Source organism: Lentzea sp. CC55 (assembly GCF_021056325.1).
Lineage (GTDB): Bacteria > Actinomycetota > Actinomycetes > Mycobacteriales > Pseudonocardiaceae > Lentzea > Lentzea jiangxiensis.
The window spans coordinates 52,417-69,325 of record NZ_JAJCXE010000024.1; the positions used below are offsets into that span (position 1 = coordinate 52,417).

At 70.5% G+C, this 16,909-nt stretch carries 23 protein-coding genes and 2 pseudogenes; 14 read left to right on the forward strand and 11 right to left on the reverse strand.

From position 1 onward, the window contains the following. Positions 1-48 precede the first annotated feature (48 nt). Positions 49-963: an SDR family NAD(P)-dependent oxidoreductase gene (locus L6E10_RS21720; RefSeq protein ID WP_236221365.1), complete on the reverse strand. Its 915-nt coding sequence runs from the start codon at positions 961-963 to the stop codon at positions 49-51. 101 nt (positions 964-1,064) lie between these two features. On the opposite strand from L6E10_RS21720, the gene L6E10_RS21725 reads away from it, so the two are divergent. Beyond that, positions 1,065-1,730 carry a TetR/AcrR family transcriptional regulator gene (locus tag L6E10_RS21725; RefSeq protein ID WP_236221366.1) on the forward strand — a complete coding sequence of 222 codons (666 nt, stop codon included), beginning with the start codon at positions 1,065-1,067 and terminating at the stop codon, positions 1,728-1,730. A 13-nt stretch (positions 1,731-1,743) separates the two neighbouring features. Here L6E10_RS21725 and L6E10_RS21730 read toward each other — a convergent pair whose 3' ends face one another. Beyond that, positions 1,744-2,157, reverse strand: a complete 414-nt coding sequence (locus L6E10_RS21730; RefSeq protein ID WP_236221367.1) for a DUF3995 domain-containing protein — start codon at positions 2,155-2,157, stop codon at positions 1,744-1,746. A gap of 57 nt (positions 2,158-2,214) precedes the next feature. Here L6E10_RS21730 and L6E10_RS21735 point away from each other — a divergent pair, with 57 nt between their 5' ends. Continuing rightward, positions 2,215-2,784 carry a TetR/AcrR family transcriptional regulator gene (locus L6E10_RS21735; protein WP_236221368.1) on the forward strand — a complete coding sequence of 190 codons (570 nt, stop codon included), beginning with the start codon at positions 2,215-2,217 and terminating at the stop codon, positions 2,782-2,784. A gap of 61 nt (positions 2,785-2,845) precedes the next feature. Here L6E10_RS21735 and L6E10_RS21740 read toward each other — a convergent pair whose 3' ends face one another. Next, positions 2,846-3,106 (reverse strand): DUF3253 domain-containing protein, encoded by a 261-nt coding sequence (locus tag L6E10_RS21740; RefSeq protein WP_236221369.1) that lies wholly within the window; start codon positions 3,104-3,106, stop codon positions 2,846-2,848. 149 nt (positions 3,107-3,255) lie between these two features. Between L6E10_RS21740 and L6E10_RS21745 the strand changes: the two genes are divergently transcribed. The 3 genes from L6E10_RS21745 (at position 3,256) to L6E10_RS21755 (ending at position 5,063) form a co-directional block, all read left to right on the forward strand. Further along, entirely contained in the window at positions 3,256-3,711 is a 456-nt protein-coding gene (locus tag L6E10_RS21745) for an Hsp20/alpha crystallin family protein (protein ID WP_236221370.1), read from the forward strand. 70 nt (positions 3,712-3,781) lie between these two features. Then, positions 3,782-4,639, forward strand: a complete 858-nt coding sequence (locus L6E10_RS21750; RefSeq protein WP_236221371.1) for a metallopeptidase — start codon at positions 3,782-3,784, stop codon at positions 4,637-4,639. 58 nt (positions 4,640-4,697) lie between these two features. Then, complete coding sequence (locus tag L6E10_RS21755) at positions 4,698-5,063, forward strand: hypothetical protein (RefSeq protein WP_236221372.1); 366 nt, start codon at positions 4,698-4,700, stop codon at positions 5,061-5,063. Positions 5,064-5,094: 31 nt separating this feature from the next. Here the strand turns inward: L6E10_RS21755 and L6E10_RS21760 are convergent, their stop codons facing one another. After that, positions 5,095-5,253: a hypothetical protein gene (locus L6E10_RS21760; RefSeq protein ID WP_236221373.1), complete on the reverse strand. Its 159-nt coding sequence runs from the start codon at positions 5,251-5,253 to the stop codon at positions 5,095-5,097. A gap of 272 nt (positions 5,254-5,525) precedes the next feature. Here L6E10_RS21760 and L6E10_RS21765 point away from each other — a divergent pair. The 3 genes and pseudogenes from L6E10_RS21765 to L6E10_RS21775 form a co-directional block, all read left to right on the forward strand. Next, positions 5,526-5,810 (forward strand): annotated as a pseudogene (locus L6E10_RS21765) (cbb3-type cytochrome c oxidase subunit I); the annotation flags it as partial. A 161-nt stretch (positions 5,811-5,971) separates the two neighbouring features. Continuing rightward, complete coding sequence (locus L6E10_RS21770; RefSeq protein WP_236221374.1) at positions 5,972-6,214, forward strand: hypothetical protein; 243 nt, start codon at positions 5,972-5,974, stop codon at positions 6,212-6,214. Positions 6,215-6,243: 29 nt separating this feature from the next. Beyond that, a complete protein-coding gene (locus L6E10_RS21775) occupies positions 6,244-6,780 on the forward strand; it encodes a hypothetical protein (RefSeq protein WP_236221375.1) in 537 nt (178 codons plus the stop codon). A 75-nt stretch (positions 6,781-6,855) separates the two neighbouring features. Here L6E10_RS21775 and L6E10_RS21780 read toward each other — a convergent pair whose 3' ends face one another. Then, a complete protein-coding gene (locus L6E10_RS21780) occupies positions 6,856-8,073 on the reverse strand; it encodes a hypothetical protein (RefSeq protein ID WP_236221376.1) in 1,218 nt (405 codons plus the stop codon). Between the two features lie 174 nt (positions 8,074-8,247). Further along, a pseudogene (locus L6E10_RS41225) lies at positions 8,248-8,496 on the reverse strand (helix-turn-helix domain-containing protein); the annotation flags it as partial. Positions 8,497-8,695: 199 nt separating this feature from the next. Between L6E10_RS41225 and L6E10_RS21785 the strand changes: the two are divergent. Beyond that, positions 8,696-9,169, forward strand: a complete 474-nt coding sequence (locus L6E10_RS21785; RefSeq protein ID WP_236221377.1) for an RICIN domain-containing protein — start codon at positions 8,696-8,698, stop codon at positions 9,167-9,169. 140 nt (positions 9,170-9,309) lie between these two features. Here L6E10_RS21785 and L6E10_RS21790 read toward each other — a convergent pair whose 3' ends face one another. Then, a complete protein-coding gene (locus L6E10_RS21790; protein WP_236221430.1) occupies positions 9,310-9,447 on the reverse strand; it encodes a hypothetical protein in 138 nt (45 codons plus the stop codon). 44 nt (positions 9,448-9,491) lie between these two features. Between L6E10_RS21790 and L6E10_RS40895 the strand changes: the two genes are divergently transcribed. Further along, entirely contained in the window at positions 9,492-9,632 is a 141-nt protein-coding gene (locus tag L6E10_RS40895) for a hypothetical protein (protein ID WP_308102845.1), read from the forward strand. Between the two features lie 284 nt (positions 9,633-9,916). Here L6E10_RS40895 and L6E10_RS21800 read toward each other — a convergent pair whose 3' ends face one another. After that, the gene (locus L6E10_RS21800; protein ID WP_236221378.1) at positions 9,917-10,477 is read right to left on the reverse strand and encodes a TetR/AcrR family transcriptional regulator; all 561 of its coding nucleotides are present in this window, start codon (positions 10,475-10,477) and stop codon (positions 9,917-9,919) included. Positions 10,478-10,632: 155 nt separating this feature from the next. Here L6E10_RS21800 and L6E10_RS21805 point away from each other — a divergent pair, with 155 nt between their 5' ends. From L6E10_RS21805 to L6E10_RS21820, 4 genes are all read left to right on the forward strand, one after another. Further along, positions 10,633-10,839, forward strand: coding sequence for a hypothetical protein (locus L6E10_RS21805; RefSeq protein WP_236221379.1), 207 nt, complete (start codon positions 10,633-10,635; stop codon positions 10,837-10,839). Further along, positions 10,836-11,684 carry an alpha/beta hydrolase gene (locus L6E10_RS21810; RefSeq protein WP_236221380.1) on the forward strand — a complete coding sequence of 283 codons (849 nt, stop codon included), beginning with the start codon at positions 10,836-10,838 and terminating at the stop codon, positions 11,682-11,684. The genes L6E10_RS21805 and L6E10_RS21810 overlap by 4 nt, the downstream gene beginning before the upstream one ends. An 80-nt stretch (positions 11,685-11,764) precedes the next feature. Next, entirely contained in the window at positions 11,765-14,086 is a 2,322-nt protein-coding gene (locus L6E10_RS21815; RefSeq protein ID WP_236221381.1) for an NACHT domain-containing NTPase, read from the forward strand. A gap of 40 nt (positions 14,087-14,126) precedes the next feature. Next, a complete protein-coding gene (locus tag L6E10_RS21820) occupies positions 14,127-14,483 on the forward strand; it encodes a helix-turn-helix transcriptional regulator (RefSeq protein ID WP_236221382.1) in 357 nt (118 codons plus the stop codon). Positions 14,484-14,486: 3 nt separating this feature from the next. Here the strand turns inward: L6E10_RS21820 and L6E10_RS21825 are convergent, their stop codons facing one another. Genes L6E10_RS21825 through L6E10_RS21835 form a run of 3 tightly spaced genes read right to left on the reverse strand, consistent with a single transcriptional unit; the run spans position 14,487 to position 16,873 of the window. Further along, positions 14,487-15,458 carry an ArsO family NAD(P)H-dependent flavin-containing monooxygenase gene (locus tag L6E10_RS21825; RefSeq protein ID WP_236221383.1) on the reverse strand — a complete coding sequence of 324 codons (972 nt, stop codon included), beginning with the start codon at positions 15,456-15,458 and terminating at the stop codon, positions 14,487-14,489. Beyond that, a complete protein-coding gene (arsB, locus tag L6E10_RS21830) occupies positions 15,445-16,518 on the reverse strand; it encodes an ACR3 family arsenite efflux transporter (RefSeq protein ID WP_275676856.1) in 1,074 nt (357 codons plus the stop codon). The genes L6E10_RS21825 and arsB overlap by 14 nt, the downstream gene beginning before the upstream one ends. 25 nt (positions 16,519-16,543) lie before the next feature. Beyond that, a complete protein-coding gene (locus L6E10_RS21835) occupies positions 16,544-16,873 on the reverse strand; it encodes a helix-turn-helix transcriptional regulator (protein ID WP_236221384.1) in 330 nt (109 codons plus the stop codon). Positions 16,874-16,909 lie beyond the last annotated feature (36 nt).

Below are 16,909 nucleotides of genomic sequence, written 5' to 3' on the forward strand. Positions count from 1 at the left end.
GCTGCTCGAACCCGAGGTTCACGCCGTGCCGCCACCCCGGAAGGGGCCTCACGCCACGGCGGCTGCCTGGCCGACCGGGAACCGCACGCCGGTGAGGTCCTCCGAAACGGCCCAGAGGCGTTGCTGCACAACCAGGTCGTAGGAGCCGGGGCTGGAGCTGACCAGCTTCGGGTAGCCGCGGACCTCGGCCAGACCGTCGGGCCCGTAGTACTGCCCGCCGAGGACGGCCGGGTCGGTGGCGGCGCGCAGGGTGGGAAGCGCGCCCGCCGCCGGGGACTGGGTGACCAGCGGGGCGAGCCGGGTGATCAACCGGCGGGCCAGCGGCGGGGTGTTGCGGACCAGTTCGGTGTTGGAGACACCGGGATGCGCGGCCACCGCGGCGGTGGTGCCGTGCGCGGCCAGCCGGCGCTGCAGCTCGTAGGTGAACATCAGGTTGGCGAGCTTCGACTGGCCGTAGGCGCCGATTCGGCTGTAGGAACGCTCCCACTGCAGGTCGTCGAAGTGGATGTCCGCGCGGATGCGGTGACCGGTGCTGCTGACCGTGACCACCCGCGAGCCGGGCACCGGCAGCAGCAGGTCGAGCAGCAGGCCCGTGAGCGCGAAGTGGCCCAGGTGGTTGGTGCCGAACTGCATCTCGAAGCCGTCGCGGGTGGTCTGCCGGGGGGTGTACATCACCCCGGCGTTGTTGATCAGCAGGTCGATCCGCGGGTGGGTGGCGCGCAGGCCGGCCGCGGCGGCGCGCACCGAGTCCAGCGAGGTCAGGTCCAGTTCCCGCACGGAGACGTCGCCGTTGATCCTGGCGGCGGCCTGGCGGCCCTTGGCGGTGTCGCGCACGGCCAGCACGACCGCCGCCCCGCGCTCGGCGAGCCGCCGGGCGGTCTCGAAGCCCAGTCCGGTGTTCGCGCCGGTGATCACGGCGACGCGGCCGTTCTGGCGCGGGATGTGCTGCTCGGTCCACTTCATCAGGTGCTCCTAATGTACCGCCGGTAACTTATAGTCGGAACAGTAATGTACCGCCGGTACACCGTCAAGGTACCGGCGGTACCCAAGCTAGGATCGGTGCCATGACGTTCCAGCGGGCACGCACCGAAGAGCAGCGGGAGGTCCGTCGCCGGGCGATCCTCGAGACGACCTCGGCGATGCTCGACGAGATGCCGGTGGCCGAGGTGACCCTGAACGAGCTGAGCCGCCGGGTCGGCCTGGCCAAGACGGCGGTGCTGCGCTACTTCGAGTCCCGCGAAGCGGTGCTGCTCGACCTGATGGACGACCGGACGGCGACCTGGCTGGCCGGACTGGAGCAGGAGCTGGCCCGCGACGTCGCCCCGGGCCGGCCCACGGCGGAACGGGCCGAACAGGTGGCCGGCGTACTCAGCCGGTCACTCGCCGCCCAGCGCGCGCTCTGCGACCTCTACGGCGCGCAGGGCGGAGTGCTCGAGCACAACGTCTCGGTCGAGGCGGTCCGCCGGCACAAGCGGGCCTCGCTGAGCAACCTCGCGGTGATGACCGACCTCGTCCGGCGGCACCTGCCCGAGGTCGGCGACCGGGCCGAGCACTTCTGCCTGACCGTGCTGCTGGTGGCGGGCGCGCTGTCGACCTACAGCACGCCGCCGCCGAGCCTGCTCGCCGTCTACGAGTCCGAGCCCGCGCTGGCGGTCCACCGCGTCGAGATGCCGGCAGCCCTGCGGCTCGCGATCATCACATCACTCGTGGGTGTACTGCCGCGCTCCTGAGTCCGGAAACGGCCTACAGCACCACGAGGACCGCGCAACAGCCGGCGAGAGCCAGGCACAACGGCGAGTAGTAGCGCCGATCGAGCCTGGCGAACTCGGTGTCCCGGCGAAGCGACAGCGCCAAGCCGGCAGCGCCGCGCAGCAGCAGCACGGCCGCCACGCCAGCCGTCCCCACGACCGGGAGCCAGGCCGGTCCCGGCACGGCGACGAGTGCACCCTGGGCGGCGACCAGATAGCCGGCCACGGCGAGCAGCAGCGCCACCACCAGTGTCATTCCCGGCGTCGGCAACCTGTCGACGGGGACGTCGACGACGCGGCGAGCGAACTCCTCGCGCGTGCGCAGCGGCCACGGCGAGAACGTCCACACCACGTGCAGCGCACCGACGAGCAGCAGCACCACCGCTGTCAACACTGCCAACCCTGTCATCACAACCCCCTCTTCCGTACACCACTGTACGGTTTTCCGTACAGTACTGTACGGATCGTGGCGAAGCAGCGACTTTCCAAGCAGGACTGGCTACACGCGGCACTCGACGCGCTGGCGGAAGGCGGGGTCGCGGCCGTGGCGGTCGAGCCGCTCGCCCAGCGGCTCGGCGTCACCCGGGGCAGCTTCTACTGGCACTTCGCCGACCGGAACGCCCTGCTGCGCGAAGCGCTCGAGTGGTGGGAGCTGCAGGGCACCGAGATGGTCATCGAGCGGGTGAACGCCATCACGGACCCCCGGCAGCGACTGCGGACGCTGTTGCACATCGCCATCGTCGAGGATCCGACCAGCGGGCTGGAGCCCGCGCTCGTGGCACACGCAGGCGATCCGGCGGTGGCACCGGCGCTGCACCGCGTGACCCAGCGCCGCGTCGCGTTTCTGGCCGAGGTCTACGCCGAAATCGGCCTGCCCGCAGCGAAAGCCCGTTACCGGGCGATATCCGCGTACTCGGCCTACGTCGGCTGGATGCAGCTCAAGCGCGCCACGCCCTCGGTGCTCCCGGAGATCGCGGACGACCCTGACGCGCTCACCCACTTCGTGGAGCAGCTCGTGCCGGGGTCCACCATGTGACGACGACCGGGTGTCCTCTTCGCAACGGCCGCGCTGACCGCACCCGAGCACCGGGAGCGGGTCAGCCGGATCCCGTCGTGCGGATCCTGATCGGGCCGCGCCACTCCTCGGCCGGGGACAGCTCCTGCCCGCGGCTCGTCACGACGACCCGGCCCCGCGCGGCCAGTCGCCTGGCCACCGCGCGGGCCGGGTCCATCAGCTCGCGCCAGCCTTCGCCACCGACCGCGCGCGCCGCCTCCGACGGGCAGATCGACTTCACCGGGCCGCGGGCGCCGGCCAAGTCGAGGATCGCGCGTTCCAGCCGTTGTTCGACCCTGCTCACCGGAACGGCCTACCCGGTTCCCGCGAAGCTGAACCCGAGGCGTCGACCGACAGAAGTGAGTGCTACAGGCTCAGGTTCGGGAACAATCGCGGGCTCAAGTTCGTCGTTCAGGACGGGTGTTGGTTGTGGCTCTCAGGGAGGTGGAAGTCATGGCACTGCCTGCAGTGCGATCGTCGGCCCCGCCGGGCCGCTGGGACCCGTTCCGCGAGGTCGAGGACCTCTACGGCCAGCTGGGCAGGTGGATGGACTCGGTCGCGGGCACCGTCGGCGACAGCGTGCGGGCCTGGGCCCCCTCGGCGGATGTGACCGAGACCGCCGAGGCCTACCTGGTGGAGGTCGAGGTGCCGGGGGTGAAGCGCGACCACATCACCGTCGACCTGGCCGGCACGGAGTTGTCGATCAACGGTGAGGTCGAGGAGAAGGAGCGGCAGGGTCTGTTCCGCCATCGCACCCGCCGCGTCGGGCAGTTCTCCTACCGGGTGGCGCTGCCGCGGGACGTCAACGCCGACGAGGTCCAGGCCGAGCTCGCCGACGGCGTGCTGACCGTCCGCGTGCCCAAGACCGAGGCTGCCAAATCGCGCCGCATCGCGATCAAAGGCAAGTAACACGTGACCGCGCCGGCCGTGGTCCCCGGTCCGCGGCCGGCGCCGCCCTACCGGAAAGGAGCTGGGGGAAGTGGAGTTGTTGCCGCTGCGAACCGACTTCGACGTGCGCTGGCGCGGCTACGACCACGAACAGGTGCAGCACTACGTGCACGAGGTGGAAGGCGAGCTGGCGGTGCTCACCGCCGACCGGGACGCCGCCCTCGCTCGCGCTGAGTCCCTTGCCCGGCAGCTGGAGGTCCTCCGCGGGGAGAACGCCGAGCTGCACGCACGCGTCGACCGGATCTGCCGCGCTCCGGTGGACCCCGACGCGCTCACCGAGCGGCTGCGACGCAGGGTCGAGCTCGCGCACGCCGAAGCCGAGGAGATCACCACCCGCGCGCGGACCGCCGCCGAGCAGGACTGGGCGAACGCTCGTCAGGCCGCCGACCGCCTGCGGGGACGCGCCGAGCACCTCGTGGCCGAGCTCGACCGGCGTCGCGCGGACATGGAGGCCGAGCACCGCGAGCTCATGGACCGTGCTCACCGGTGGGTGGAGGAGATGACCCGGCAGGCTGAACGCCGCCGCCGCGAGCTCGACGACCAGGCCGAGCAGGTCCGCCGGCAGGTCGAGGCGGACTTCGAGCAGGCCATGGCCCAGCGCCGCGCCGAAGCGATGCGCGCGTTGGCCGAGCAACAGCGCTCCGCCCAAGCCCGTGCCGACCAGATCGTCCACGACGCCACCGAGCACGCACACCGGGTCGTCGCCGATGCCGAGCACCGCGTCGACGTCCTGCACCACCACCGCCGGCGCCTCGCCGAGGAACTGCGTGCCGCCCAGGCACTTCTGGCCGACATCGAGCCTGTGCTGCAGCCGCTGCCCGAGGAGGGCATTGTGACGATGGAGGTGATCCACGGTGATCAGCGTTCTCGCGAACCCGTTGCTTGCTGATCGTCCGGACGGGTCGCCGACTGCGCCTCGTCAGCCGCGGTAGCTGCCTCCTCCGTGCGTGACGGGGTTCGACCGGATCGGCAGGGGTATCCGGGCGCAACGTCGAGCAACCGGCGATCCCACACCGCTGTGGCCGCACCCGCCCGAGGCGGGTGCGGGCCCCGACCTCACGGACACCGCCATGCCCTTGACACCTTGCCCCGGCCGCGGCGCGGTCATCACCTTCCTCAACCCGGACGTCCTGCATCCCGCCGCTGTGCTGAGCGGCGTGGTGCTCGGGACTCACGTGGTCGATCCGGAGACCTCCCACCTGTGGATACCGGTGTTGCTGCCCGACAGCACCATCTCCGTGCTCGACACCGCGAACATCATGCAGGTCGAGCCGCCGGAAAGTGCCGCCGGCAGCCGGGAAGCCTCCGGCTGATCGAGCCGTCGCGGGCGTGCGGCGCCGCGACTCACTCGACGTCGTCGTCGCTCAAGCCCATGCCGTCGTTCTTCGGCGGAACGCCCGGTGGTCGCTTCGAGACCTCGACCTCCGTCTCGGTGAGGGGTGTTCCGCTCGCCTCCTCGGCGGCACCCCGTTCCGTCTGCTCGTACTCGGTCGGTTCCGTCACGGCACACCTCCTGGACACGTCCTTCGCCCGTGGGACATACCCGGTCGCGGGGCCGCGAATCGGGCCACGGGGGTCCGTCATACGGCCGTGTTCCGGCGGTAGTTCACCTGATCGGACGTGAAGCCGCCGGTGTCGGGTGGCCTTCGAGGGGTAGCCGGGACGCTGCGTGGCACCTGTCGCGCGGTGCCGAAGGGGAATCATGACCACGCTGAAACCCACCCCGGTCATCCCGCACCCGACGCGCGCGGGCCGAGGCCCGAAGGGGTCCCACCGTGTTCGGGTTCGCGAACTTCGTCGTGCCGCTGCGGATCGGCTCGCCGGACGTCGCGCCCCCCGCCTCAACGCCTTCTCGTACTGGTTGTTCCTGTTCGGTGGGGCTGATCGTCGTCGGCTCCTTCCTCACCCCGGCCGGTGCCGCGGACTTCGGCTGGACCGCCTGCACACCGCTGCCGAGCGCGGTCCACTCCCCCGGCATCGGCGGTGACCTGTGGATCTCCGGCCTGTTCGTCGGTGGTCTCGGCACGATCCCCGGCGCGGTCAACATGATCACCACTACCGCTACGGCGGACCCGCGCGCTCCGACGACCTGTGGGGCTTCGGCAACTCCCTGGAACGGGCCACGAGCTGACCCCCGCCGCGGCACGACTTCACGGAGCTGCCGCGCATCCGGTCCGAGCGGCCCGCGTTCGAGCTGCACCACCCCCAGACGGTCGACCGCATGCGTGCCGAGTCGCACGTCTCCATCACCGAACCCGGGGACGCCGCCCGCGAACTCAGGGAGCTCCGCCGGATCGAGCGCCGGCTCACCGTCAACGATCCGGAGCCGACGGCGATGTCGATGATCATCGGGATGTTCACCGGTCTGCTCACGTTCGCGTTCATCGGCCTGTTGGTGCTGATGGCCGGCGCATGTCTGCACATCACGTGCCGGAGGCAGCGCCGGGCTCCGGGCCGTGGATAGGTCACCCGGAGCCGGGTACTCGTGGCGACATGATGAAACGCGTCTTGTGGGAGGGTCTGCTGGCCGGCACGACGGGGGTGTTGGTGATGACTCTCGGCGAGAAGGCCGAGCAACGCCTGACCGGCCGCCCCGACTCCCACGTGCCGGCGAGGGTCCTGCAACGGCTCACCGGTCTGCGGGAACGGCCCGGCGGCCGCCAGCCCGTGCCGCTCAACCTGGCGATGCACTTCGGTCAGGGCATGGTGCTCGGCGTGCTCCGCTCGGTCATGGCGCACGCCGGGCTGCGCGGGCCGTGGTCCTCGGCGAAGTTCGCCGTGGTCCGGGTGACCAACGACCAGATCCTGGAGAACGCGACCGGCGTCGGGGCGCCGCCACCCACCTGGCCCCGCAGGGAACTGGTGGTGGACCTGCTGCACAAGGGCGTCTACGCCTTCGCCACCGGGGTCGTCGCCGACGCCCTGGCCGCCCGCTCCGGTCCCGGGCCCGGACAACGCCATGCCGCGATGCGGCCCGGCCGGCGTGCCGGTGTCGGCCCGCTACCCCGCCGCAAGGCCCACGCGCGGTAGCGGGCGGATCGTGAAGGCGCGCCCCAACGGCTCATTCGTCTCCCCACGGTGCAGAGTCGATCGCGTCGTTCGCTGCTAACCCTTTGGCTGCTGCACGATGAGCACGGGCGTTCCGGAGACTGCGAGGGTGTCGCCCGCCCGCATCGGGCGGCTGGTGCCGTCGAGGCCGCGCACCTCCTCGGCATGTGGTGGGAGAGACGTCGTCGCGGTGCCCTCGTGCGTCCAGCGGATCGTGAGCAGCCGTCCGTCGTCCGCGGTGAACTCGCACTGCCACACGTTCGCCGGCAAGTCGATGGCGAGGCCCTGCCCGCATGACCGGGTGCTGGTGCGGGTCAGCCACCGTTGCAGCTCCTCCACCGCCAGCGCGGCCCTGGTGGGAGGGCTTCCGACTGCCTGCAGCGTGATGGGCAGGCCGTCACCGCCCCAGTTGTAGAAGTAGGTGCGTTCGAGGCTGAAGTGGGAGCCGTGGATCGCCACCAGGTAGAAGCGCACGGCGTAGTCGGCCGCGCGGTGCTCGTCCAGCCGTTCGTCGCGAACGTACTCATAGGTGACGCCGGTGTTCCACAAGGGCGGGTGGACGCCCGCGTCGTGCAGGGCACCGTCGATCTGCTGCAGGAGGCCGATCATGGTCTCCGGTGGATCGGCTGCGTGCTGCTGGTGCAGGTTCAGGCCCGCGACGTCGCAGTGGTCGTAGCCGCGCAGTTCGGCGAACCGGCGCAGGACGGCGCGGCCCTCGTCCGTCCACAGCCGGGCGATCGACGGGCACACCACGACCGCTCGAGGGTCCACGGCCCTGATGGCGCGCCCGGCCAGCCTGGTCATCTCCACCAGGGTTTCCGTCGAACCGGAGAAGTAGCGCTGGTCGTTGGCGTGGACCCAGACCTCGTAGGCGTCGATGCGACCCCGGTAGCGGGCCGCCAGCGTGCTGACGAACCGTTCCCACACGGCCAGGTCGTCGGGTGGCGCGCTGCGGGAACCGTCGCCGTAAGGTGCTTTCGGCCCGGCAGGCGCCGCCCACGCCGGTGTGCCGCCGAACACCAGCGTCGTGGGCAGGTCCGCCTTCCGCGCGCCGGCGACGAGCCGGTCGAGAACAGTCCAGTCGTAGGCGTCGCGCCGCGGCTGCAGCCTCGCCCACCGGGTACCGCTGTCCCAGAACCGCAGACTGCCGACCCGGAACGACGGCATCACCCCGCTCGACGAGGACGCCGTCACGCCGAACAACGACGGCGTCAGCGGCCGTTCCCGCTGCCAGGACGGACCGGCGACCTGCTGCCGCGCGGGGACGGTTCTCACGTCCGCACCACTGGCTGTCAACGACACGAGAACGAGCACCAAGACCAGCCCGGCGGACATTGCGGAAAGGATGCGCGGACGTGGCGACTGCCGGGATTCCGGTGCCGGGTGCACGCTTTTCGGAAGTGCCGCCTGGCCGGTCGCGACCCTCCACTGGTCCAGCAACTCGACCAGTTCCTCATCGTCCGCCGAACATGCCGTGGCGATTCCGACCACGGTCCGGTAGTCCGGCGGAACAGTCGTTCCCAAGCAGTACCTGTGCAGCGTCGAACTGCTGATGTGCGACTTCCTCCCCAACTCCGAATAACTCAGCCCGCTGCGCTGCTTGAGCGTCGCGAGATGGCCCGCGAGCTCGCCCCTGCCTCCTGCCACACCTACCGCCCTCCCCAAGCCTTCGGTGTCGCGGGCCAGTATGGCAGCCATCCCACGCGCGGGGATATCACCTGGTCAGGGCATGTCACACCGTGTCGGGACGGCGGTATGTTGCCTCCATTGCGGACTCATCGGCATTGTTCGTCCGGAACGCGCTCGCGGACTTCACAGGAAATCGCTTCCACGAAACCGCCGTGTCGACCGCGCGCTCCGGAACATCGAGGGTGGTCAATCGCTCAGGAGGAATTCGATGTCGACGTCCAAGCAAATGCTGCTCAGGATCACGGGATTGCTCGCGGCCGCGGCGTTGGTGTTCGTCGCCGCGCCTGCGGGTGCCGCCGCGGCGCCGCAGGCCGAGTCGCTGTACTGGATCAGGTTCGCGGACAACTTCGCCCGCTGCCTGGACTCCAACGCACAAGGCGACGTGTACACGCACAACTGCCAGGACAGGAACGACCACCAGAAGTGGGACAACTACACGCCCGGCAAGTTCAAGAACAAGAGGACCGGTCTGTGCCTGGCGGGCGGGCAGTCGTCGGTGTTCACCACCTCCTGCTCGGTCAACGCGACCGACTGGAGGACGTCGTCCACGACGAAGAAGCGCTTCACCAACGTGTCGACCGGACTCTGCCTGCACAACCAGGGCGGCCACGGACAAGCCGTCGGTCTGCGGGCCTGCCAGTCGGGAACCGCGTACTGGACGACGACGAAGCTCAGGAGCTGATCACGCGGGGAGGTTTCGCGGTGTGGCGACCGTTGGCGCCCAGCGCGGAACTCCTCCTCACCAGGGCCGCGTTGCCGAGGTGCCGGGTTCCTGCGGCACCTCGGCAACGCCGAACTCGCCTTGCCGGCGTTCCTCGCGCCTCAGAGGGCGGAGAAGTGGGCCGCGTCGCCCACCACCGTCGTGCTCGGGACGCCCTCGACGCTGACCGGGACGTCACCGGCGGTGGTGATGCGGTGCAGGCGGCGGCTGCCGCAACTGCCGCCCGTCAGCCACGTCAACGGCGCCCAGAACCGCTTCGAACTGGTCCGCGACCTGGCCGAGCTTGAGCAGGCCGCCCCTGCGCCAGCTGCTCGGCAGGCTCGGCGGCGGACGCGGGCACCAGGTCGTGGCCGGCACACCCGAGCAGATCGCCGACCACATCGAGCTCTGGTTCACACGGGCGCGGCGGACGGCTTCACCGTGATGGCGCCGTTGCCGCCGTCCGGCCTCGAGGAGTTCGTCGACCACGTCGTCCCACTCTTACGGGCACGCGGCCTGTTCCGCACCGAGTACACCGGTCGCACGCTGCGCGAGCACTGCGGTCTGCCGCGACCGGCGAGCCGGTTCGCCGCGCACGACCGCCCCAGCGCCCGTCTCGCGCAGGCACGCACGTCCGCGTCGGTGGCCCACTCGAAGGGCGGGCGCCACCGACGCGTCGGGCCCCGGACCTCGCGCCCTGGTCCCACGGGTCCGGGCGCGTCCGTGCCCCTACCCGTTCGCGCCCATGCCGAGGATCAGCGCGACCGCCTCCTCCGAGCAGGCTCCCGGAGTCAGCACCTCCTGCAGCAGCAGGCCGCGGATCGCGGCGACGGCGACGGTGGCCCTGGTCAGCGCTTTCCGGGCATCGAGCCCTTCGCGCTGCGCCAGGGAGGCCAGCATGCCGGTGAGGTCGTCCAGCGACGACACGAACTCGCCGAAGTCGTCCGGGCTGTACGCGGCCAGCGCCACGACGTGGAAGAACCCTCGCACGCGCGACAGCTGTTCCGGACGGGTGTAGGCCCGCCAGATCGCCAGGACGAGGTCGTCGAAGGTGCCCTGGCCGGCGTCGCGGAACAGCACCTCGTTGTCGCGGGTCCGCTGGGCCGCGAGCACGGCCGCCAGGACGCCCGCGAGCGACCCGAAGTGGTACCGCAGGAGCGCGTGGCTGGTGCCGGTCCTGGCCGCGATCTCGCGCAGGGAGGTCTCCGGTGGCGGCAGGCCGTCGTCGAAGACGTCGAGGAGACGCGCCAGGAGGCGTTGGCGGGCATCGCCGTTGCTTGACAGGACCACGGCCCTAGTTTATCCATTGGAAAAGAGATTTATCCAGTGGAAAATCAGTCGGAGGGCTCGTGGGAGGTTTTCAGGTGGTGGGCGCGACGGTCGTGGACGGCTCGGGTGCGACGTCGCCGTCACGGTCGAGGACGGGCGCATCACCGGGCTGCTCTGTGCGCCCTGTCGAGGATGGCGGGCAACGCGGACGCGCTGCGGCCACCACCGAGACCAACGCCGAGGCGGGCGTCCTCGCTCCCGGCAAGCAGGCCGACCTCGTGCTGGGGAACGGCAACCAGCTCGGCGAACCCGCCGTCTTCGCCGACCCCGCCAACGCCGTACCAGTCGTCCAAACCGGACGTGTTGTGAAGGATCTCCGATGAGCACCATGTGGCACGGCTGCTTCGCCGGCACCGACTACTTCGAGCTGCGTTCCGGCGGCGGGCACGACTACGGCGTCTGGGTCACCACGCCGCCGGGCTACGACCCCGCCACGGCGCAGTCGCCCGTCGTGTACGTGCTCGACGGCAACTGGGCGGTCGGCCTGACGGCCCCGCTCATCGTCACCCAGCAGGACCCGATGCAGAAGATCAAACCGTACGTGCAGGTCAGCATCGGCTATGCGGGCGACGAGGCGGAGCACTGGGCGAGGCTGCGCAACAGGGACCTCGTGCCGCCCGGCGAGCCCGTCGCCCCGGAGTTCCTCGACGCCGTCGAGATGGGGGTCCGGACGGGCGCGATGTCCCGCGAGGAAGCCGACGCCTACGTCGACGAGCTGCGCGACACGCGAGCCGATGCGTTCCTGGGCTTCATCACCGACGAACTGCACCCCCGCATCGATCGCGACTACGGCACGGCCACGAGCGGCCACGGCCTTTTCGGGTACTCCTACGGCGGGCTGTTCACCCTCTACGCCTGGCTCACCGGCACGACGCTCTTCGAGAGCATCGGCGCCGGCAGCCCCGGCGTCGCCGGCGAGGGCAGCCGCGTCTTCGCACAGCTCCGGGAACTGGGCGACCAGCCGGCCAAGCTCCACCTGACGTTCAACGACCGGGAGCTGCTCGGAACCGTGCCCGTCTACCAGAACCTCGCGAAGAACGCGGCCACGGTCCTGCACCACCTCACCTCCCGCGGCGCGGCCGTCACCAGCGAGGTGCTGCGCGAAACGCACGTGACCGGTCTGCAGGCCTCGTTCCTCAGCTACCTCAGGACGTGCCGTGCGTTGTGAGCCAGACTGCGATTCCGAGGCGCTTCGTCCTGCCGGCCGAATGCACGCCGAACATGCGTTTGGACCTGTACGATTCGTCGGTGAACGAGCGAGATGGCCATGCTGTTTCGGTCGAGGCCGATGCCGTCGGGTTCCTGTCGCGTCTTGACGAGGTCCGCCGCTATGTGAACCAGGGCGGCGCAGAACTCCGGAAGTACCTCAGCGAGCTGACCTCCCGCTGTGCGGTCACCCCGCACTACGTTCCCCAGGCGGTGGTGGTCCGGCACGACGGGCAGCCCGCCGAGCGCTCGACACCGCGTCCCGCGAGCACCGCGGTGTTCACCGCCGGCCGGGTCGCGGTGGTCCTCGGGGATCCCGGTGGCGGCAAAACGGAGCTGCTGCAACGACATCTGCACGACGTGTGGTGCGAGGGAGCTCGTCCCGGCGCCCTTCCCGTCCTGGTCTCCGCCACGTCGCTCGGCGCGGCCCTGTTCGAGGCACCGTTCTTCGCCCAGGCACCCGCACCGGGCGTTCAATGGATGGTGCTGCTCGACGGTCTCGACGAGATCACCCACGCACGGGCTCGCCGGGACGTGGTGCGCGACGCGCTCCGCTGGAGCTCGGACCAGCCGGAGAACCGCCGTCTCGTCATCACCACGCGTCATCTGTCCGACCAGGAGCGGAGCGATCTCGGCGGTGCGGCGCCGGTCTACTTCGAGCTCCTGCGGTTCGAGGCCGGTGACTTCCGGGAGCTGGCCGTGGCGTGGCTCGGTCCGGAGCGAGCGCACGACCTCGTACAAGCGGTCGACGAGTCGGGGCTCACCGATCTCGTCACCCTCCCCATGATCGGCTCCATCATCTGCCGGCTGCGCGAGACCAATCCCGGCCACCCCCTGGGAGGCACGCGCGGGCAGATCTACGACGACTTCATGACCCACCTCATGGCGCCGACGCCGCGCACGGAAACGCGGTCCGAGCATCACGCGGGCGAACGGGATGACGTGAGGTCACCCGCCTGGCTCAGCCCCGCGGTCAAGGAGCAGGTCCTCACCCTGGGCACACTCGCACCCGCGGACATGCGCGCCTTGCTGGCACGGGTGGCGGCGCGCCGCCGCGAGAGCAGCCAGCCACCACCCGTCCTCGACGTCCTGCTCGGGGAAGAGCCGACCAGACGGCACGCCGGAGTACCCGTCCGGTGGTGGAAGGAGGAGCTCACCGCGTGCTTCCGCCGCAGCGGCGTGCTGGAACAGCAGGGCGACGAACTGGTGTTCGCCCACCTCACGTACGAAGAGTTCCTGGCGGCCTGTCACGTCAGCGACACCCCGGAGCGGGGCGCAGCCGAACTGAAGCGCGTCCTCTACAGCCATCGGCACCGGCATTGGCCGTGGCGGCCGGCGCCCGGCTACTCCCGGCTCGGCGGCTGGGGGCGCAGGTTGTGGACCACCGCACGCGACGAGAACCTGTCCTACCTCGGCTTCCTCATCGACAGGGTCACCGACGCCGCCGCAGACGACCTCGCGGCGCTGGTGTCGTCCCAGGGCACCACGGGGTGCAGGTTCCTCGCCGCCCAGAAGCGGCTCGGCACGTACATCCCCGCTGACGTGCAGGCAAGAGCGGTCGAGAAGCTTTCGAAGCACATGAAGGTCAGCCGGCGCGCACAGGACTGGGCCTCGATCGACCTGGAAGCCGTGAACGAACTCGATCCGAACTCCGTGCCCATGGGAGAAACACTCAGAGCTCTGGCGATCGACGATTCCCGGGTGCACTCCGCGACGGCGTTGCTCGCCTTCCCCGAAAGCCGGGCCGACGGAGTGGCCGCGCTGTGGGAGCTGGGCCGCTCGCCACGACTGACCAGTGCGCACGGTCGTTTGGACGCTGCCGTCGCGATTCTCACGACTCGCGACGAAAGTGCTCTCGACCTGTTGTTCGAGCTGGCACGCAACTCGCAGCTGGAGGACGACGTCCGGGTCGAAGCGGTCTGGCGCATCGCCGAGCACCGCCCGCGGTCCTGCCTCGACCTCCTCGACGACTGGCTCGACTCCGACACCGGGAGCGACGAGTTCTGGTTCCTGGCGGCCAAGACGACGCTCGCGCTCGACGAGGAGCACGGTGTCGCACGGCTGAAGGAGATCGCTCACGACCTCTCCCGTCCGGCCCTGAAGCGGATCAACGCGGCGAACCTGCTCGCTCGGCGCCAGGAACCTCAAGGCGCGGAGGCTCTCGTGCGCTTCGCCCGCGCCTCCGGCCTCGACGAGGGTCTGCGCCTGTCGGCGGTCTCGCTGCTGGTCGAGATCGCGCACCCGGAGGCGGCCGCGATCCGCGCCGAACTGGTCGCCGAGCCCGGCCTGAAGCGTCACACCAGGAGGTACCTCCGACGCCTGGCTCTGCCAGGGGACCTTCCCGCCGAGCCCGGGACACCATGACCCGGTTGCACCGAGCCCGCAGCGCGACCAACATTGAGACATGTCGAAGCAAGAGCCGGGCTGCTGCGAGCCGTCGCCGGAGGAACCGCACGCCGTGGAGCAGGCGGCGGAGCTGGCGCTGATGTTCAAGGCGCTCGGCGACCCGGTGCGCCTGCGGTTGTTCTCCATGATCGCCTCCCGCCCGGAGGGCGAGGTCTGCGTGTGTGAGCTGACGCCCGCGTTCGAGCTGTCGCAGCCGACGATTTCGCACCACCTGAAGCTGTTGCGCCAGGCGGGTTTGGTGGACTCGGAGCGCCGGGGCACGTGGGTGTACTACCGGGCGCGGCCGGAGACGGCCGGCCGGATGGCCGCGATGCTGAGCAGTGTTGCCGCCGAACGGCGTGCCGTCGCGGTGTGAGCGTCAGTCCGGCGCCGCGGCGATCTTCGCGACCGCGGCCTTCGCGGTCGGTCCCACACCGATGAGGGTCGCGGACGCGGGTCCCGTCCAGCCTCCGTAACCGAGCAGGTGCAGGCGCGGTTCGCCCACCGCGGTCGTGCCCTCGACGGCGACGCGCCCTTCGGCGTTGCGCAGGTGCAGCGCGGCCAGGTGGCCGAGAACCGGCCGGAAGCCGGTGGACCACACGACGACGTCGGCGCCGGCCAGTGCTTCCGCGTCCACCGGCGTCGCGACGAGCAGTCCGCGGTCGCGTGCCTCGCGGACGGGGGGAACCGCGACGATGTCACCGAGCCGGCCGACGTCGCCGTGCCGCGTGGCGATGTCGAACAGCGCCTTGCCGTCGATCTCGTCGGGCATGTAGCGCGGCGGCCTGCGGGTCATCCAGGTCAGATCGGTGTGCGGGACGAGGTCGGCGGCGATCTGGGCGCCCGAGTTGCCGCCGCCCACCACCACGACCTTCCGGCCCGTGAACTCGAGCGGGTCGCGGTAGTCGACGGTGTGCAGCTGGCGGCCGGGCAGGTCCACCAGCGGGCGGAACGGACGCCACCAGGTGCCGGTCGCGCTGATGACGTGCCGCGCCGCCCAGGTCTCGGCGTCGCTGTGCACCAGCAACCCGTCCTCGTCACGGGTCACCGAGGTGACCTGGACGGGGCGCCGGACGGGGATGTCGTAGCGCTTCTCGTAGGCGGCGAGGTAGTCGGCGACGTGCCCTGCGGTCGGGTAGCCGTCCGGGAAGGGCGGCATCGGCCAGCCGGGCAGGGAGCTGTGACGTGCGACGGAGAACAGCCGCAGCGAGTTCCACGCGTGTGGCCACGCCCCGCCGGGCACCGGCTGCGCGTCGAGCACGACGTGGTCGATGCCGGCGCGGCGCAGGTGGTAGGCGGCGGCCAGACCTGCCTGGCCGCCGCCGATCACCACGACGTCAGCTTTGAGCACGAGTGGCCCATCGGCGGCGCAGCCACAGGCTGACGTAGACGAGCGCGACGAGCACCGGCACTTCGATCAGCGGGCCGACCACGCCCGCGAGGGCTTGGCCGGAGGTCACGCCGAACACGCCGATCGCCACGGCGATGGCGAGTTCGAAGTTGTTGCCCGCGGCGGTGAACGCCAGTGTCGTGGTGCGTTCGTAGGACAGTCCCGACGCCTTGCCCAGCGCGTACGACCCGGCCCACATGATCGCGAAGTACACCAGCAGCGGCACCGCGATCCGCACGACGTCGAGTGGTCGGCTCGTGATGGTCTCGCCCTGCAGGGCGAACAGGACGACGATCGTGAACAGCAGGCCGTACAGGGCGATCGGACCGACCCGGGGCAGGTACCGGGTTTCGTACCACTGCCGGCCTTTGGACCGCTCGCCGAGCTTGCGGCTCAGGTAGCCGGCCAGCAGCGGGATGCCGAGGAAGATCAGGACGGACTCGGCGATCTGCCAGGCGGAGAAGTCGGCCGAGGCGGTGCCGAGGCCGAGCCAGCCGGGCAGCAGCTCGAGGTAGAACCAGCCGAGCACACCGAACATGATCACCTGGAACACCGAGTTCAGCGCGACGAGCACCGCCGCGGCCTCACGGTCACCGCAGGCGAGGTCGTTCCAGATGATCACCATCGCGATGCAGCGGGCCAGGCCGACGATGATCAGACCGGTGCGGTACTCGGGCAGGTCCGCGAGCAGCAGCCACGCCAGCGCGAACATCAGCGCGGGCCCGAGAACCCAGTTCAGCACCAACGACAACACCATCGTGCGGCGGTCGCGGGTGACGGTGCCGAGCTTGTCGTAGCGGACTTTGGCGAGCACCGGGTACATCATCAGCAGCAGGCCCAGGGCGATGGGCAGCGACACCTCGCCGATCTTCACCGCGTCCAGCACGCCCTGCAGGCCGGGGACGAACCGGCCGAGCAGCAGGCCCGCGACCATCGCCACGCCGATCCACACCGGCAGCAGCCTGTCCAGGAAGGACAGGCGGTGCAGCACGTCCGGTGCCGCGGTTTCCGTGGTGCTCAAAGCTTCTCCTGGGTCGGGCGGACGGTCAGTCACAGCAGGCGCCGCTGTCGCGCAGCGGCCCTCCCGGTGCGAGCACGGCGGCGAGGGTGTCGATGGCGGCGTTGTCGACGCGGTACCAGCTCCACGTGCCGCGCCGTTCACGGCTGAGCACCCCGGCCCGCACGAGGATCTTGAGGTGGTGGCTCAGCGAGGACTGCGGCATGTCGAACTGGTCGGCGAGGTCGCAGAAACACGCCTCCTGCCCCTCGGTCCGCCGCACCAGCCCCACCAACTCCACCCGGATCGGATCGCCCAGCGCCTTGAACAGGCGCGCGGCGGCCGCCGAGTCCAGCAGGGTCCGGTCCGGGCTCGTCATGACGAGCACCCTAGCCGCTTGGATTGACAAAAGTCG

Bases quoted from the DNA above. Each gene is read 5' to 3' on its own strand.
- L6E10_RS21835 (WP_236221384.1), bottom strand. From the start codon at position 16,873: ATGACGAGCCCGGACCGGACCCTGCTGGACTCGGCGGCCGCCGCGCGC.
- L6E10_RS21775 (WP_236221375.1), top strand. From the start codon at position 6,244: ATGATGAAACGCGTCTTGTGGGAGGGTCTGCTGGCCGGCACGACGGGG.
- L6E10_RS21720 (WP_236221365.1), bottom strand. From the start codon at position 963: ATGAAGTGGACCGAGCAGCACATCCCGCGCCAGAACGGCCGCGTCGCC.
- L6E10_RS21820 (WP_236221382.1), top strand. From the start codon at position 14,127: ATGTCGAAGCAAGAGCCGGGCTGCTGCGAGCCGTCGCCGGAGGAACCG.
- L6E10_RS21785 (WP_236221377.1), top strand. From the start codon at position 8,696: ATGTCGACGTCCAAGCAAATGCTGCTCAGGATCACGGGATTGCTCGCG.
- L6E10_RS21730 (WP_236221367.1), bottom strand. From the start codon at position 2,157: ATGACAGGGTTGGCAGTGTTGACAGCGGTGGTGCTGCTGCTCGTCGGT.
- L6E10_RS21725 (WP_236221366.1), top strand. From the start codon at position 1,065: ATGACGTTCCAGCGGGCACGCACCGAAGAGCAGCGGGAGGTCCGTCGC.
- L6E10_RS21810 (WP_236221380.1), top strand. From the start codon at position 10,836: ATGAGCACCATGTGGCACGGCTGCTTCGCCGGCACCGACTACTTCGAG.
- L6E10_RS21770 (WP_236221374.1), top strand. From the start codon at position 5,972: ATGCGTGCCGAGTCGCACGTCTCCATCACCGAACCCGGGGACGCCGCC.
- L6E10_RS21745 (WP_236221370.1), top strand. From the start codon at position 3,256: ATGGCACTGCCTGCAGTGCGATCGTCGGCCCCGCCGGGCCGCTGGGAC.